At 73.6% G+C, this 14,345-nt stretch carries 13 protein-coding genes and 1 riboswitch; of the genes, 5 read left to right on the forward strand and 8 right to left on the reverse strand.

What is annotated here, in order from left to right; translation table 11 throughout:
• The first annotated feature begins 88 nt into the window (after window positions 1-88).
• Entirely contained in the window at window positions 89-745 is a 657-nt protein-coding gene (locus GV126_RS15320) for a hypothetical protein (protein WP_236570005.1), read from the forward strand.
• Between the two features lie 14 nt (window positions 746-759).
• Here the strand turns inward: GV126_RS15320 and GV126_RS15325 are convergent, their stop codons facing one another.
• From GV126_RS15325 to GV126_RS15335, 3 genes are all read right to left on the reverse strand, one after another.
• Window positions 760-2,205 (reverse strand): glycine hydroxymethyltransferase, encoded by a 1,446-nt coding sequence (locus GV126_RS15325; protein ID WP_028420656.1) that lies wholly within the window; start codon window positions 2,203-2,205, stop codon window positions 760-762.
• Between the two features lie 35 nt (window positions 2,206-2,240).
• Window positions 2,241-2,343: riboswitch (ZMP/ZTP riboswitch) on the reverse strand.
• Window positions 2,344-2,498: 155 nt separating this feature from the next.
• A complete protein-coding gene (locus GV126_RS15330; RefSeq protein ID WP_159666802.1) occupies window positions 2,499-3,683 on the reverse strand; it encodes a glutathionylspermidine synthase family protein in 1,185 nt (394 codons plus the stop codon).
• A 3-nt stretch (window positions 3,684-3,686) separates the two neighbouring features.
• Window positions 3,687-4,070 (reverse strand): hypothetical protein, encoded by a 384-nt coding sequence (locus GV126_RS15335; RefSeq protein WP_159666804.1) that lies wholly within the window; start codon window positions 4,068-4,070, stop codon window positions 3,687-3,689.
• A gap of 225 nt (window positions 4,071-4,295) precedes the next feature.
• Here GV126_RS15335 and GV126_RS15340 point away from each other — a divergent pair, with 225 nt between their 5' ends.
• Window positions 4,296-5,168 (forward strand): DMT family protein, encoded by an 873-nt coding sequence (locus GV126_RS15340; protein WP_159673736.1) that lies wholly within the window; start codon window positions 4,296-4,298, stop codon window positions 5,166-5,168.
• Window positions 5,169-5,539: 371 nt separating this feature from the next.
• Here GV126_RS15340 and pdxR read toward each other — a convergent pair whose 3' ends face one another.
• Complete coding sequence (gene pdxR, locus GV126_RS15345) at window positions 5,540-6,913, reverse strand: MocR-like pyridoxine biosynthesis transcription factor PdxR (RefSeq protein WP_159666807.1); 1,374 nt, start codon at window positions 6,911-6,913, stop codon at window positions 5,540-5,542.
• Between the two features lie 47 nt (window positions 6,914-6,960).
• Here pdxR and GV126_RS15350 point away from each other — a divergent pair, with 47 nt between their 5' ends.
• The 3 genes from GV126_RS15350 to GV126_RS15360 are packed head-to-tail and all read left to right on the forward strand — an operon-like array spanning window position 6,961 to window position 8,670.
• Complete coding sequence (locus tag GV126_RS15350) at window positions 6,961-7,461, forward strand: carboxymuconolactone decarboxylase family protein (protein ID WP_159666810.1); 501 nt, start codon at window positions 6,961-6,963, stop codon at window positions 7,459-7,461.
• A complete protein-coding gene (locus GV126_RS15355) occupies window positions 7,458-7,928 on the forward strand; it encodes a carboxymuconolactone decarboxylase family protein (protein ID WP_236570006.1) in 471 nt (156 codons plus the stop codon). Before GV126_RS15350 ends, GV126_RS15355 begins: the two co-directional genes overlap by 4 nt.
• Before the next feature lie 19 nt (window positions 7,929-7,947).
• On the forward strand, window positions 7,948-8,670 hold the full coding sequence (locus GV126_RS15360; protein WP_159666813.1) for an isocitrate lyase/PEP mutase family protein: 723 nt from the start codon (window positions 7,948-7,950) through the stop codon (window positions 8,668-8,670).
• Between the two features lie 6 nt (window positions 8,671-8,676).
• On the opposite strand, the gene GV126_RS15365 is transcribed toward GV126_RS15360, so the two are convergent.
• The 4 genes from GV126_RS15365 to GV126_RS15380 are packed head-to-tail and all read right to left on the reverse strand — an operon-like array spanning window position 8,677 to window position 14,192.
• Window positions 8,677-9,639, reverse strand: coding sequence for an ABC transporter substrate-binding protein (locus GV126_RS15365; protein ID WP_159666816.1), 963 nt, complete (start codon window positions 9,637-9,639; stop codon window positions 8,677-8,679).
• Between the two features lies 1 nt (window position 9,640).
• The gene (locus GV126_RS15370) at window positions 9,641-11,590 is read right to left on the reverse strand and encodes an ABC transporter permease (RefSeq protein ID WP_159666819.1); all 1,950 of its coding nucleotides are present in this window, start codon (window positions 11,588-11,590) and stop codon (window positions 9,641-9,643) included.
• Window positions 11,590-12,726, reverse strand: coding sequence for a quaternary amine ABC transporter ATP-binding protein (locus GV126_RS15375; RefSeq protein WP_159666822.1), 1,137 nt, complete (start codon window positions 12,724-12,726; stop codon window positions 11,590-11,592). The genes GV126_RS15370 and GV126_RS15375 overlap by 1 nt, the downstream gene beginning before the upstream one ends.
• Entirely contained in the window at window positions 12,726-14,192 is a 1,467-nt protein-coding gene (locus tag GV126_RS15380; RefSeq protein ID WP_159673740.1) for a GMC family oxidoreductase, read from the reverse strand. Before GV126_RS15380 ends, GV126_RS15375 begins: the two co-directional genes overlap by 1 nt.
• Window positions 14,193-14,345: the final 153 nt, after the last annotated feature.

The following is a 14,345-nucleotide window of genomic DNA, read 5'->3' on the forward strand; positions in this document are numbered from 1 at the left end:
GGAAACAGACGGGATGCGATCCGTCCCCAGAGGTGTAACAAGGGGCAAGGGGAAAGGTCCCGGGTGAACCGGGGTGAAGGGGGGCGCGATGCGGCGGTTGCTCTGTGTGGCCGTGGCCACGGCGGCGCTGGTGCCGGCGGGCGGTGGAGGGGCACGGGCGTCGGCCCGGGCCGCTGTCGAGGAGCCCGACGTGGCGGTGGTCGTGACGGCCGGCGAGGAGCGCACCGAGGCCTGGCACGACGGGCAGACCCCGTTCGACCGGCTGCGGTGGCTGCTGAACCCCACGTACACCGGCTCGGAGCGGGTCCCGCAGACCTGGGCGCAGGGCCGGTATCCGCCGGCGCGGTTCACGGTGCTGTGGGGACTGACCGGGGTCGGGGGCTGGCCGCAGACCGACCGGGCGCCCGGCGGTGACGTGGCGATGCTGCGCCAGGACCAGCTGGTCGTCGCCGAGGACGGCACCCCGTGGGTGCGCACCGACCCGGCGCCGGACCTGCCGGACGACGACATCCGCTGGCACCGGGCGCCGCGGGATGCCTACGCCCAACTCGCGGACGCCGGCTTCCTCGGGCTCGGCGCCGAGCGGCCCGGCGCGCGCGGGGACGGGCGGGGGGACGGTGTGTGGTGGGCGGCCGCCGGGCTCGCCGCCGGGGTCGCCGGGACGGTGCTGGCAGGCCGCGTGGCGGCCCGGCGCAGAGCCGGACCGCCACGTCAGGAGCCGCGTCACGAGCTGATCGATCTCTGAAGCTCCCGGAGGGGTCAGCCGAGGTCGATCTCCGGGTACAGCGGGAAACCGGCCACCAGGTCCGTGGCCCGGCGGGAGATCTCGTCGGCGATCTTCGGGTCGAGGACGTGGGACGCCTTGGAGGGGGCGCCGGACTTGGTGGTGCCCGGCTCGGCGGCCGTCAGGACGCGGTCGATCAGGCCGGCGACCTCGTCCATCTCGGCGGTGCCCAGGCCCCGGGTGGTCAGCGCGGGCGTGCCGATGCGGATGCCGGAGGTGTACCAGGCGCCGTTGGGGTCGGCGGGGATGGCGTTGCGGTTGGTGACGATGCCGGACTCCAGCAGGGCGGCCTCGGCCTGGCGGCCGGTGAGGCCGTAGGAGCCGGCGACGTCGATCAGGTTGAGGTGGTTGTCGGTGCCGCCGGTCACCAGCGTGGCGCCGCGCCGCATCAGGCCCTCGGCGAGCGCGCGGGAGTTGTCCACGATGCGCCGGGCGTAGTCCTGGAAGGCGGGCTGCCGCGCCTCGGCCAGGGCGACCGCCTTGGCGGCCATGACGTGCGGCAGCGGGCCGCCGAGGACCATCGGGCAGCCGCGGTCGACCTGGTCCTTGAGGGAGTCGTCGCACAGCACCATGCCGCCGCGCGGGCCGCGCAGCGACTTGTGGGTGGTGGTGGTGACGATCTGGGCGTGCGGGACCGGGTCGAAGTCGCCGGTGAGGACCTTGCCGGCGACCAGGCCCGCGAAGTGGGCCATGTCGACCATGAGGGTCGCGCCGACCTCGTCGGCGATCTCGCGCATGATCCGGAAGTTCACCAGGCGCGGGTAGGCGGAGTAGCCGGCGACGATGATCAGCGGCTTGAACTCGCGGGCCTGGGCGCGCAGCGCCTCGTAGTCGATCAGGCCGGTGGCCGGGTCGGTGCCGTAGGAGCGCTGGTCGAACATCTTGCCGGAGATGTTCGGGCGGAAGCCGTGGGTGAGGTGGCCGCCGGCGTCCAGGGACATCCCGAGCATGCGCTGGTTGCCGAAGGCCCGGCGCAGCTCGGCCCAGTCGGCCTCGCTCAGGTCGTTGATCTGCCGGACGCCGGTCTTCTCCAGGAAGGGCGCCTCGACGCGGTCGGCGAGCACGGCCCAGAAGGCGACGAGGTTGGCGTCGATGCCGGAGTGCGGCTGGACGTAGGCGTGGCGGGCGCCGAACAGCTCGCGGGCGTGCTCGGCGGCGAGGGACTCCACGGTGTCCACGTTGCGGCAGCCGGCGTAGAAGCGGCGGCCGACGGTGCCCTCGGCGTACTTGTCGCTGAACCAGTTGCCCATCGCCAGCAGCGTGGCCGGGGAGGCGTAGTTCTCGGAGGCGATCAGCTTGAGCATCTCGCGCTGGTCGTGCACCTCCTGGCCGATGGCGTCGGCGACGCGCGGCTCGACGGCGCGGATCACGTCGAGGGCGGCGCGGAAGGCGGTGGACTCGGTGGACAGGGGCGCAGACATCTGAGGGGACCTCCGGACGTGGCGTTCGGCGTTCACGGTACGGCCCAGGCGCACGGCACATGTTCCTTCGAGCCGCTCCCCGATGGTCTGTCCCATCCCTCGGACCCACGGTCCAGCGCGCCAGTCACGGCCCGCAGGTCAGCCTACCGGGCGCCCGTCGCCGGGCACGCCGCGCCGTCCACCATGCGGGCGGGGCGTCCGGCGGGCGACCGGAGCACGGGCGGCCCGGAGGATCTGACGACCTGGGCCAGGTGGGTCCGCGGATGCCGGCCGATTCAGAGGATTCAGAGGAATCAGAGGATGACGTGCGGCAGGAAGCGGGCGTACTCGTCGGTGACCAGGCCGGCCGACTCGCGGATGCCGAGGCCGGCGGCCTCGTCCTCGACGACCCAGGCGCCGAGGACGACGTGGTTGCCGTCGAAGGCGGGCAGCGGGGCGAGGGCCTGGTAGCAGCAGGGCTCCTCGCGCGGCGCGGGGTCCGTGCCCGGCTCGTGGACGGTCACCCCGTCGCCTTCGCGGCCGAGCAGCGGCTTGGCGACCCAGCCGGTGGTGGTCGCCAGGTCGCGCGGGCCGTCGAGGTGGGCGGGGAGCAGGTTGGGGTGGCCGGGGAAGAGTTCCCAGAGGACGGCCAGCAGCGCCTTGTTGCTCAGCAGCATCTTCCAGGCGGGCTCGATCCACAGGGTGGAGCCGGTGCCGCCGCCGTTGTCGAGGGTGTCCAGGACGTGGTCGGCGAAGCGGTCGGTGGTCAGCCACTCCCAGGGGTAGAGCTTGAAGATGCTGCGGATGAACCGAAGGCCGTTGTCGACGAACCGGCCGGAGAGCGGGTCCCAGCCGATCTCCTCCACCGGCAGCAGGTCGGTGGCCAGCCCCGCCTGTTCGGCGGTCTCCTTCAGATAGGCGACCGTCATCAGGTCCTCGCCGAGTTCGTCGGCGGCCGAGTGCGCGAAGTGCACCGGGCTGCCCGGCGGCAGCAGGCGGGCCTGCCGGCGCCAGGCGGCGACGAGGCGTTCGTGCAGGGAGTTCCACTGGTCGGCGCCGGGGAAGCGCTCCTCCATCCAGAACCACTGGGGCGAGGCGGCCTCGACCAGGGAGGTCGGGGTGTCGGCGTTGTACTCCAGCAGCTTGGCCGGGCCGGTGCCGTCGTAGCGCAGGTCGAACCGGCCGTAGAGGGAGGGAAGTTCGGCGCGCCGGTGCCAGGCCTCGGCGACCGCCCGGGCCACGCGCGGGTCGGTGATGCCGAGGTCGGCGAAACGGCCGGCGGTGACGATGTGGTCGGCCGCGGCCAGGCACATGCGGTGCAGTTCCTCGACGGTCTCCTCCAGCGCCTCCACCTCGTCGAGGGTGAAGACGTAGTAGGCGCTCTCGTCCCAGTAGGGGCGCAGCGAGTCGTCGGGGTAGCGGGTGAGCGGGTAGATCAGGCCCTGGGACTCGACGGTCTGCTGCCAGCCGGGCCGGGGCTCGATGGTGCGGCGTTCCATGGGTCAGCCGCCGGAGGAGCCGTGGCCGCCGCCGAAACCGCCGCGGTCGACACCGCCGTAGCCGCCGCCGTACTTCGACCCGCCGGACGAGGAACCGCCCGAGCCGCTGCCGGACCCCGAGCCCTTGCCGGACTTGGTGAAGGAGCCGCCCTTGACCCAGCCGCTCTTCTTCTTGCCGCCGTAGTACCAGGAGCCGTGGAAGGAGGAGTCGCCGGACTTGCAGTACCGGTCGGAGACGACCTTGTAGCCCTGCGAGGGGAGGTACCGGTCCCGGTCGACGCAGCGCTTGTCCGGCTCGGAGGAGCAGGCGGTCAGCGCCGTGGCGAGCAGCCCCACACTGCCCAGGACGACCGTGCCCGACCGAAGTCGCCGTCGTGTGTCCGCCATGTCCGTCTCTCCCCGTTGTCGTCGTCGTCGGCGGCGTCGTCGGCCGCGCGGTGTCCGTTTTCCGGCCGCACGCGACGGCCGTTTCCCGGCCGCGCGGTGACCGCGGGCCGCCTCCCCGCCGCATGATGGCCGCTTTCCGGCGGCCAGCCTAGAGATCGGTGAGAACACCCGTCCGGGCGACCCCCGCGTCGTCCGCTCCCCTAGAGTCCTTTCGTGCTGTTTGGAATGGTGTGCGCGCTCGGCGCGGCGGTGTGTTTCGGTACGGCGACGGTGCTGCAGGCGGTCGCCACGCGCGCCGCCGCCGGCCCGGGCGGCACGCCGGACGGGTCCGGGGACGGCGCCGTGGGCGGAACGGTCGGCGCGGGCGCGGCCCTGCTGCTGCGGGCGGTCGGGCAGTGGCGGTATCTGGCGGGACTGGCCCTGGACGGTCTCGGTTTCGTCCTGCAGATCCTGGCACTGCGGTCCCTGCCGATCTACGTGGTCGGCGCGGCGCTGGCGGCCAGTCTCGCCGTCACGGCGGTGGTCGCGGCCCGGCTGCTGCGGGTGCGGCTGGCCGGGGCGGAATGGGGCGCGGTGGGCGTGGTGTGCGGCGGGCTGGCGATGCTGGGGCTGGCCTCGGGGACGGAGGGAGAGCGCGCCGGGTCCATGGTGCTGAAGTGGGCGGTGCTCGTGGCGGCGCTGGCCGTGCCGGTGCTGGGGGCGGCCTGCGGGCGCCTGCCCGAGCGGGGCCGGGCCGCGCTGTTGGGCCTGGGCGCCGGGCTGGGCTTCGGGGTGGTCGAGGTCGCGGTGCGGCTGATCGACTCCCTCGGCCCGGCGGCGCTGCTCGCCGATCCCGCGTCGTACGCCGTCGTGCTGGGCGGCGGCGCCGCCTTCGTGCTGCTCACCTCCGCCCTGCAGCGCGGCTCGGTGACGACGGCGACCGCGGGGATGGTCCTCGGCGAGACGGTCGGTCCCGCGGCGGTCGGGGTGGTGTGGCTGGGCGACCGCACCCGTGAGGGGATGGCGTGGCTGGCGGTCCTTGGGTTCGCGGTGGCGGTCGCCGGGGCGCTGGCGCTGGCCCGCTTCGGGGAGGCGCCGACCGCGGCGGAGCGGACCTGAGCCCGGGCCACCGGAGGTAGGCGGGCGACTGGGCAGGTCAGGCCGGGCCATCGGGGCAGGTACGGGTCGGCCATGCAGGGCACGGTCGGCCACCGATACAGGCCCAGGTCAGTCATCAGGGCAGGTCAGGGCGCCCACCGGGACAGGGCGCAGTCGGCCACCGATGCAGGCCCAGGTCAATGGCCAGGGCAGGTAAGGCCGACCCACCGAAGCAGGTCAGGGTCGGTCACCGAGGCAGGGCACGGTCGGCCAGCCGGGACAGGTCAGGCCGACCCACCGGAACAGGGGCGCAGTCGGCCAGCGAGGCAGGTGCGGATCAGCCGCCAGGGCAGGTCAAGCCGCCCCACCGAGGCAGGTGCGGGTCGGCCCGCTCACGGCAGCACCCGGCACAGTGCGTCCAGGGCGGCCGACCAGGCGTGGTCCGGTGGGGTGCCGTACCCGACGACCAGGGCGTCCAGCGGCGGGACGGTGGCCCGCTCGTGGCGGAAGCAGGACAGGCCGAAGACGGCGAGGCCCTGCCAGGCCGCCGCCTGGACGACCGCCGCTTCCGTGCCGGGCGGCAGCCGCAGCACGGCGTGCAGGCCGGCGGCTATGCCGGTGGGGTGGATGCCGGGGGCGCGGGTGGCGAGCGCGTCGACCATGGCGTCGCGGCGGCGCCGGTAGCGCAGCCGGGCGGAGCGCACATGGCGGTCGTAGGCGCCGGAGGTGAGGAACTCCGCCAGGGGGAGCTGGTCCAGCACGCCGCACGTGTCGCTGCCGCCCTTGGCGGCCACCGCCTCCTCGGCGAGGGACGGCGGCAGCACCATCCAGGCCAGGCGCAGGCCGGGCGCCAGGGCCTTGCTGGCCGTGCCGAGGTAGACGACGTGATCGGGGTCCAGGCCCTGCAGGGCGCCGACGGGCTGGCGGTCGTAGCGGAACTCGCCGTCGTAGTCGTCCTCCAGGACCAGGCCGCCGGTGCGCCGCGCCCAGTCGGTGACGGCCGCCCGCCGCTCGGGGTGCAGGGGCATGCCCATCGGGAACTGGTGGGCGGGGGTGAGCAGGACGGCGGCGGCCTGCGGCATGCGGGTGGTGTCCGTGCCCCGCTCGTCCAGGGGCAGCGGGCAGGTGCGCAGGCCCGCCGCGGACAGCAGGTCGCGGTGCAGGTCCAGGCCGTAGGACTCGACGGCGACCGTGCTCGCCCCGCGCGAGCGCAGCACCTCGGCGAGGATCCGCAGGCCGTGCGAGAAGCCGGCGCAGATGACGATGTGCTCGGGGTCGGCGCGCACCCCGCGCACGCGGGCGAGGTAGCCGGCCAGGGCGGTGCGCAGTTCGGGCCGGCCGCGCGGGTCGCCGTAGCCGAGGGCGTGGTGCGGGGCGGTGGCCAGGGCGCGGCGGGCGGCCTTGAGCCACTCGCCGCGGGGGAAGGACGCCAGGTCCGGGGTGCCGGGAGTGAGGTGGCGCCTGCGGGGCGGGCGGGCCGAAGGGGGCTGCTCGGGTGTCACGGCACGGTCGGCGACCCTGGTGCCCGAGCCCTGGCGGGCGGTGAGCCAGCCCTCGGCGACCAGGTCGGCGTAGGCGTCGGCGACCGTGTTGCGGGCGATGCCCAGGTCGGCGGCGAGGGAGCGGGAGGAGGGCAGCCGGGTGCCGGGGACCAGGCGGCCGGTGCGCACCGCCTCGCGCAGGGCGTCGGTCAGGCCGCGGCGCACGCCCGGCCCGGTCGGTTCCAGGTGGAGGTCGACGCCCAAAGTGGCCCATGTTCTCGCCATGGAAATGGACCATACTCCTGGGCTGCTTCGGCCCTAGGGTCGAGGGCATGAACACTGCAGAGGAAACCGTCGAGTACGCCGCCGAACAGTCCCCGCGCCTGCGCTGGGCGGAGCACGCCCCCGAGGTCTACAAGGCCATGATCCGGCTGGACGCGGCCGCCGGCCGGGGCCTGGACGCGCGGCTGCGCGAGCTGGTGAAGATCCGCGCCTCCCAGCTCAACCACTGCGCGCTCTGCCTGGACATGCACAGCAAGGACGCGCTGGCGGCCGGGGAGAGCGTGGAGCGGATCGTGCAGCTCAGCGCCTGGGAGGAGTCGCGGCACTTCTACACGGAGAAGGAGCTGGCCGCGCTGGAGCTGACCGAGGCCGTCACCGTCCTCACCGACGGCTTCGTGCCCGACGAGGTCTACGACAAGGCCGCCAAGCACTTCGACGAGGCCGAGCTGGCCCAGCTGATCGCCGCGATCGCGGTGATCAACGCCTGGAACCGGTTCGGCGTGGCCTGCCGCATGACGCCGGGCCACTACCAGCCGGGGCAGCACGGGTGAGCCGTACCCGACTGCTGGACGAGGAAGTCGGCCGGGCGATGTCCGCGCTGAGCGCGACGGCGAAGAAGGGCCTGGCCGACCCGGTCCTGGCGGAGCTGGTCGTGATCCGCGCCTCTCAGCTCAACCACTGCGCCTTCTGCCTGGACATGCACCTGAAGGCCGCCCGCCGCAGCGGCGAGTCGGAGGAGCGCATCCAGCTGCTGAACGCCTGGGAGGAGACCGAGGACCTCTACACGGAGCAGGAGCGGGCCGCGCTCGCCCTGACCGAGGCGGTCACCGTCCTCACCGGGGGCACCTCCCGGACGAAGTCCGGGGGAGGGTTCGTGCCGGACGAGGTCTACGACCGGGCCGCCAAGCACTTCGACGAGGTCCGCCTCGCCCATCTGATCGCGCTGATCTCCGTCATCAACAGCTGGAACCGGCTGATGGTCAGCCGCCGGATCCCACCCGGGGGATACCGACCGTGAGCGAGGCGAGGAGCCGACCGTGAGCAAGGTGGAGGAGTTCCGCGCGCTGCATCTGAGGCCGGCCCCCGGGGATCCCCTGGTCCTGCCCGGGCCGTGGGACGCGGCCAGCGCGCGGGCGTTCGAGGCGGCGGGGTTCCCGGCGCTGGCCACGCCGAGCGCCGGCGTGGCCGCTTCGCTCGGCTACGCGGACGGCTCCACTCCGGCCGACGAGATGTTCGCGGCCGTCGCGCGGATCGCGCGGGCGGTGGAGGTGCCCGTGTCGGCGGACGTGGAAGGCGGCTACGGGCTGGCGCCGAAGGAGCTGGTGGAGCGGCTGCTGGAGGCCGGCGCCGTGGGCTGCAACCTGGAGGACTCCCGCGGCGGTGTCCTCGAGGACCCGTGCGAGCACGCCGACTTCCTCGCCGAGGTCCGGGCGGCCGCCGGTGACGCGCTGTTCCTCAACGCCCGGGTGGACGTCTTCGTGTACGGCGACGGCGATCCGGAACGGGCCGTGGAGCGGGCCGTGGCGTACGTGGCGGCGGGCGCCGACTGCGTGTACCCGATTCTCGCCCCGACGGACCTGCTGCCGGTGCTGCGGGCCGGGATCCCGGGGCCGCTCAACGCGCTGGCCCGGCTGGACGGGGACGGCCCCTCGCCCGCCGAACTCGGCGGACTCGGGGCCACCCGGATCACGTTCGGGCCGGGCCTGCAGCGACGGGCCGAACGGGCGGTGCGTGAGCTCGCCGACGGCCTTGCCTCCTAGAGGCGTTCAGGACAGCCACTGCCGCCACACCGAGGGGTGGCTGTCCACCCACTTCTTCGCCGCCTGCGCCGGGGTGAGCTTCTGGTCGGCGATCATCAGGGCGACCTCGTTCTGGTCCTCGGTGGTCCACCGGAACTTCTTCAGGAACGCCGCCGCCCTGCCGCCCGACTTCGCGAAGCCGGCGTTGAGGTACTTCTGCAACGGGGTGTGCGGGTAGGAGCAGGCGACCTTGGCCGCGTCCGCGTCGCAGCCCTCCTTGTACGGCGGCAGCTTCACCTCCGTCATCGGCACCTTCTCGAACAGCCACTGCGGCGCGTACCAGTACGTCAGGAACGGCTTCCTCTCCTTGGCGAACTGCTTGATCTGCGCGATCTGCGCCGCCTCGGAGCCGGCGAACACCACCTGGTAATCCAGCTTGAGGTTCCTCACCAGCGCCTTGTCGTTGGTGACGTAGGACGGGGAGCCGTCCATCAGCTGGCCCTTGCCGCCGCTCTCGGCGGTGCGGAACAAGGAGGCGTACTTGTTCAGGTTGCGCCAGTCGGTGATGTCGGGGTGCTGCTCGGCCAGGTACGTCGGCACGAACCAGCCGATGTGACCGGTGACGCCGAGGCTGCCGCCGCGCACGATCGTCTTCTTGTCGTCGACGTACCGCTTCTCCTGCTCGGGGTGGCCCCAGTCCTCCAGGATGGCGTCGACCCGGCCCTGGCTGAGCGCGTCCCAGGCGGGCACCTCGTCGACCTGCACGGTGTCCACGCGGTAGCCGAGCTTGTGCTCCAGCAGGTACTGGGCGACGGCCACGTCGGCCTGCGCGCCCACCCACGACTGCACGGACAGGGTCAGGGTCTTGGAGCCCCGCACGGCCGCGAACGGCGACGCCTGCTTGGTCATGTCGGCGGCGCCGCAGCCGGTCAGCAGCGAGCACGTGGCCGCTGCGGCGGCGATCAGGGCCGTCCTGCGCTTGAGCCTCATCTCACGCTCCCTTCGTCGCGCGCCGCTCGGTCGGCTGGGTCACCCGGTCGAGCATCAGGCCGAGGCAGACGATCGCGACGCCCGCGACCAGGCCGGTGGCCAGATCGCCCTGGGCGAGGCCGAAGACGACCTGGTAGCCGAGCGCGCCGCTGCCGACCAGGCCGCCGATGATGACGACGGCCAGGACCAGCACCACACCCTGGTTGACGGCGAGCAGCAGCGCCGGGCGTGCCAGCGGCAGCTGGACCTGGCGCAGTTGCTGGCCGCTGGTGGCGCCGAGCGAGCGGGCCGACTCCAGCGCCGCGGCGTCGACCTGGCGCAGGCCCTGCGCGGTGATGCGGACGACCGCGGGCAGGGCGTAGACGACGGCCGCGGCGACGGCCGGGGCGCGGCCCACGCCGAACAGGGCGACGACCGGGATCAGGTACACGAACTGCGGCATCGTCTGGAAGACGTCCAGCACCGGGCGCAGCAGCCGGTCGAACCGGTCGCTGCGGGCGGCGGCGATGCCGGTGGCCAGGCCCAGGACGAGGGTGACGGCGACGGCCGCGAGCACCTGGGACAGGGTGTCGAGGGCGGGCTGCCACACGCCGAGCACGCCGATCACCGCCAGGGCGGCCACGGCGGTCAGCGCGGTGCGCCAGGTGCCGATCAGCCAGGCCAGGGCGGCCACGATCAGCAGCACCGACCACCACGGCAGCCACAGCAGCGCCGAGCGCACCGGGTCCAGCACCCAGGTGGTGAAGTGCCCGGCCCAGTCGGCGGTGCCGCCGACGTAGGGGACGCCGGAGTACAGGTGGGCGGTCATCCAGTCGACGGCGCGATCGACCGGCTCGGCAATGGCGACGGTCCAGCTCGTGGGCCACTGCGGGCGGCCGGCCAGACGTGCGGCCACGGCCACGACGACGGTCGCCGCGAGGGCGGCGGCGGCCGGCAGCCACGGGCGGCCGCTGGTGCGTTCCTGCCCCAGCCGCGCGCCCGCCGCGCCGGTGACCCGGTCCAGGACGACGGCCAGCAGCACGATCGGGATGCCCGCCGCCAGCGCGGCGCCCACGTCGACGGAGGCGAGGGCCTGGTAGACGCGGTCACCGAGGCCGCCGGCGCCGATCACCGAGGCGATGACGGCCATGGACAGGGCCATCATGATCGCCTGGTTGACGCCGAGCAGGAGTTCCCTGCGGGCGAGCGGGAGGCGGGCGGTCAGCAGCCGCTGGCGGGCGGTGGCGCCGAGGGAGTCGACCGCCTCCAGCACCTCGCCGTCGGCGCCGCGCAGGCCCAGCGCGGTCAGGCGGGCCATGGGCGGGGCGGCGTAGACGACGGTGGCGAGGACGGCGGCGGGCACGCCGATGCCGAACACCAGCACCACGGGCAGCAGGTAGGCGAACGCCGGCAGGACCTGCATGGTGTCCAGGACGGGACGCAGGGCGCGGTCCATCCGGTCGGACAGTCCGGCGGCCAGGCCCAGCAGGGCGCCCACGACGACCGACGCGAGCACGGCGACCACCATCAGGGCGAGTGTCTGCATGGTCGGCACCCACATGCCGAGCGCTCCGCAGGCCAGGAACGCGACGGCCGTGCCGACGGCGAGCCGGGCGCCCGCCGCGCGCCAGGCGACGGCGGCGGCGAGCGCGGTGACGCCGGCCCAGCCCGCGGCGAGCAGGAACAGGTAGACGGCGCGCACGGAGACGACGACGGCGTTGCTGAGGTGGCCGAAGAAGTACAGGAACAGCGGGTGGCTGTCCCGGTTGTCGATGATCCAGTCGCTGACGCCGGTCAGCGGCCCGGTGAGATCGACCGTCAGCGTGTGCGGCCAGGCGGGGCCGCCCCAGCGGGCCGCGGCGAGCGGGCCGAGGACGGCGGCGAGCAGCGCGAGGAACGCCAGCTTGCGGACGGCGTGGTGCTTCAGGACGGCGGGGACGGCGCGGGGCGCCGGTGCGGTGAGGGTGGCCATCACACGGCCTCCGGGTCGGTGCCGGCCCCCGTCGTGCCCTTCGGGTCGGTACCGGTACCGGGCCCCGTCGTGCCCGCGACCACGCCCAGCAGCGCCTCGGAGTCCACGACGCCCAGGCACCTGCCGCGGTCCACGACGCGGGCCGGGGCGCCCGCGCGGGCGACCGCCTCGATCGCCTCGGCGACCGTGGCGTGCGGGGCGAGGGCCGGGCCGCTGCCCGCCTGGTCGGCGGTGGCCGGGCGCATGGCCGTGCGGACCGTCATGACCTGTTCGCGGGGGACGTCGCGGACGAAGGCGCGGACGTAGTCGTCGGCCGGGGAGCCGACGATCTCCTCCGGGGTGCCGAGCTGGACGACGCGGCCGTCGCGCATCAGGGCGATGCGGTCGCCGAGGCGGAGGGCCTCCTGAAGGTCGTGGGTGATGAAGACCATGGTGCGGCCCTCCTCCTGGTGCAGGCGGATCACCTCCTCCTGCATGTCCCGCCGGATGAGCGGGTCCAGGGCGCTGAACGGCTCGTCGAACAGCAGCACTTCGGGGTCGGCGGCCAGCGCGCGGGCCAGGCCCACGCGCTGGCGCTGGCCGCCGGAGAGCTGACCGGGGCGGCGGTGCTCCATGCCGCTCAGGCCGACCTTGGCGACCATCTCGGCGGCCTTGTTCCGGCGTTCGGCCCGGCCGACGCCCTGGATCTGCAGGCCGTAGGCGACGTTGTCGAGGACGGTGCGGTGCGGCAGCAGGCCGAAGTGCTGGAAGACCATCGCGGCGCGGTGGCGGCGCAGGGCGCGCAGCCGCGCCTTGTCCATGGCGCGCACGTCCTCGCCGTCGATGGCGACGGTGCCGGCCGTCGGCTCGATCAGCCGGGTCAGGCAGCGCACCAGGGTGGACTTGCCGGAGCCGGACAGGCCCATGACGACGAAGACCTCGCCCTTGCGGACCTCGAAGCCGACGTCGCGCACGGCGGCCGTGCAGCCGGTGCGGGCGCGCAGCTCGGCGGGGCCGAGCGCGCTCAGCTCCGGGTCGGCGGGGACGCGTTCGGCCTTGGGTCCGAAGACCTTCCACAGGCCGTCGACGCGGAAGACGGGTTCGGCCGCGGTCGCGGCATCGGTGGGCGGTTTGCGGGTGGGGACGGTGAGCGCCATCAGGCATCACCCCCGATCAGGTCGGCGGCCTTCTCACCGACCATGAGCACCCCGATCATCGGGTTGACGGCGGGCATGGTCGGGAAGACGGAGGCGTCGGCGACGCGGATGCCCTCCAGGCCGCGGATGCGCAGCTCGGGGTCGACGACGGCGAGTTCGTCGTCGGCGGCGCCCATGCGGCAGGTGCCGGCCGGGTGGTAGACGGTGTGGGCGACCTTGCGGGCGTACTCGCTCAGCTCCTCGTCACCGGTGATCTCCGGGCCGGGGCACACCTCGCGCTTGAGCCACCCGGCCAGCGGCTCGGTCCGCGCGATCTCGCGGGCGATGCGGATGCCGTCGACGAGGGTGCGGCCGTCGTAGTCGTCCTCGTCGGTGAAGTAGCGGAAGTCCAGGGCGGGCTTGACGGACGGGTCGGCGCTGGTCAGGTACAGGCGGCCCTTGCTCTTCGGCTTGGGGATGTTCGGGGTCATCGACACGCCGAACTCCGGGCGCTCGTAGCCCAGTCGCTCCGGGTTGTCGGTGAACGGGATCTGGTAGAAGTGGAACATCAGGTCCGGGCCCGCGTGGTCGGAGTCGCGGCGCACGAACAGGCCCGCGTCGGAGTCCATCGCGGAGTTGTCCGGGATGGGGCCGTGCGTCTCCCAGACGATCACCGACTCGGGGTGGTCGAGCAGGTTCTCGCCGACGCCGGGCAGGTCGTGCACGGCGGGTATGCCGAGCCGGTCCAGGTCCGCCTTCGGGCCGATGCCGGAGTGCAGCAGCAGACGCGGCGAGTCGACGGCGCCGGCGCACAGCACCACCTCGCGGCGGGCGCGCACCAGCATCTCCTCGCCGTCCTTGGTGCGCACGTGGACGCCCTCGGCGCGGGTGCCGTCCATCTGGAGCCGGCAGGCCCAGGTCTCCAGCAGGATCGTCAGGTTGGCGCGCTCGTCCATGATCGGGTGCAGATACGCCACGGAGGCGCTGGAGCGCTTGTTGTTCTCCGGGTGATAGGCCAGGTCGAAGAAGCCGACGCCCTCGTGGAACGGCTTCTTGTTGAAGCCCTCGATGCGCGGCACGCCGAGCGCGGCCTGCGCGGCGTCCACGAAGTCCCGGGCGATGGCGTTGCGGTCCTTCTCGTCGACCGGGACGATGTTGTTCTTCAGGCGGGCGTAGTACGCCTCCATCGGGACCGCGCCCCAGCCCTTGGCGCCGGCCGCCTCCCACTCGTCGAAGTCGGACGGCAGCGGCTTGAACGCGATGAGGGTGTTGTGGGAGGAGCAGCCGCCGAGCACCCGGGCGCGGCTGTGCCGGATGTGGGAGTTGCCGCGTGGCTGCTCCACCGTCGGGTAGTCGTAGTCGAGTTCGCCGCCGAGCAGGCCCATCCAGCGGCGCAGGGTGAGCACGTCGTCGCGGCCGACGTCGCTGGGGCCGCCCTCGATGACGGCGACGGTGACGTCGGGGTTCTCGGTGAGGCGGGCGGCGATGACGCAGCCGGCCGGTGCTGCTTATATACAACTGACGACGGCGACGACTCCCCACCGTGTCGGATTCTCCGGACCCCTGTCCCCCAATACAAAACACGCACCCAGCTTAATTTTCTCTCGCTCACCAGTCTCGACCTCCATCGCACCCCAACT

Source organism: Streptomyces mexicanus (genome assembly GCF_902506575.1).
In the GTDB taxonomy this organism is placed as follows: Bacteria; Actinomycetota; Actinomycetes; order Streptomycetales; family Streptomycetaceae; genus Streptomyces; species Streptomyces mexicanus.

Coding starts and splice junctions, on each gene's coding strand:
- GV126_RS15340 (WP_159673736.1), top strand. CDS start 4,296: ATGGTGTGCGCGCTCGGCGCGGCGGTGTGTTTCGGTACGGCGACGGTG.
- GV126_RS15350 (WP_159666810.1), top strand. CDS start 6,961: ATGAACACTGCAGAGGAAACCGTCGAGTACGCCGCCGAACAGTCCCCG.
- GV126_RS15375 (WP_159666822.1), bottom strand. CDS start 12,726: ATGGCGCTCACCGTCCCCACCCGCAAACCGCCCACCGATGCCGCGACC.
- GV126_RS15335 (WP_159666804.1), bottom strand. CDS start 4,070: ATGGCGGACACACGACGGCGACTTCGGTCGGGCACGGTCGTCCTGGGC.
- GV126_RS15370 (WP_159666819.1), bottom strand. CDS start 11,590: ATGGCCACCCTCACCGCACCGGCGCCCCGCGCCGTCCCCGCCGTCCTG.
- GV126_RS15325 (WP_028420656.1), bottom strand. CDS start 2,205: ATGTCTGCGCCCCTGTCCACCGAGTCCACCGCCTTCCGCGCCGCCCTC.
- GV126_RS15365 (WP_159666816.1), bottom strand. CDS start 9,639: ATGAGGCTCAAGCGCAGGACGGCCCTGATCGCCGCCGCAGCGGCCACG.
- pdxR (WP_159666807.1), bottom strand. CDS start 6,913: ATGGCGAGAACATGGGCCACTTTGGGCGTCGACCTCCACCTGGAACCG.
- GV126_RS15330 (WP_159666802.1), bottom strand. CDS start 3,683: ATGGAACGCCGCACCATCGAGCCCCGGCCCGGCTGGCAGCAGACCGTC.
- GV126_RS15320 (WP_236570005.1), top strand. CDS start 89: ATGCGGCGGTTGCTCTGTGTGGCCGTGGCCACGGCGGCGCTGGTGCCG.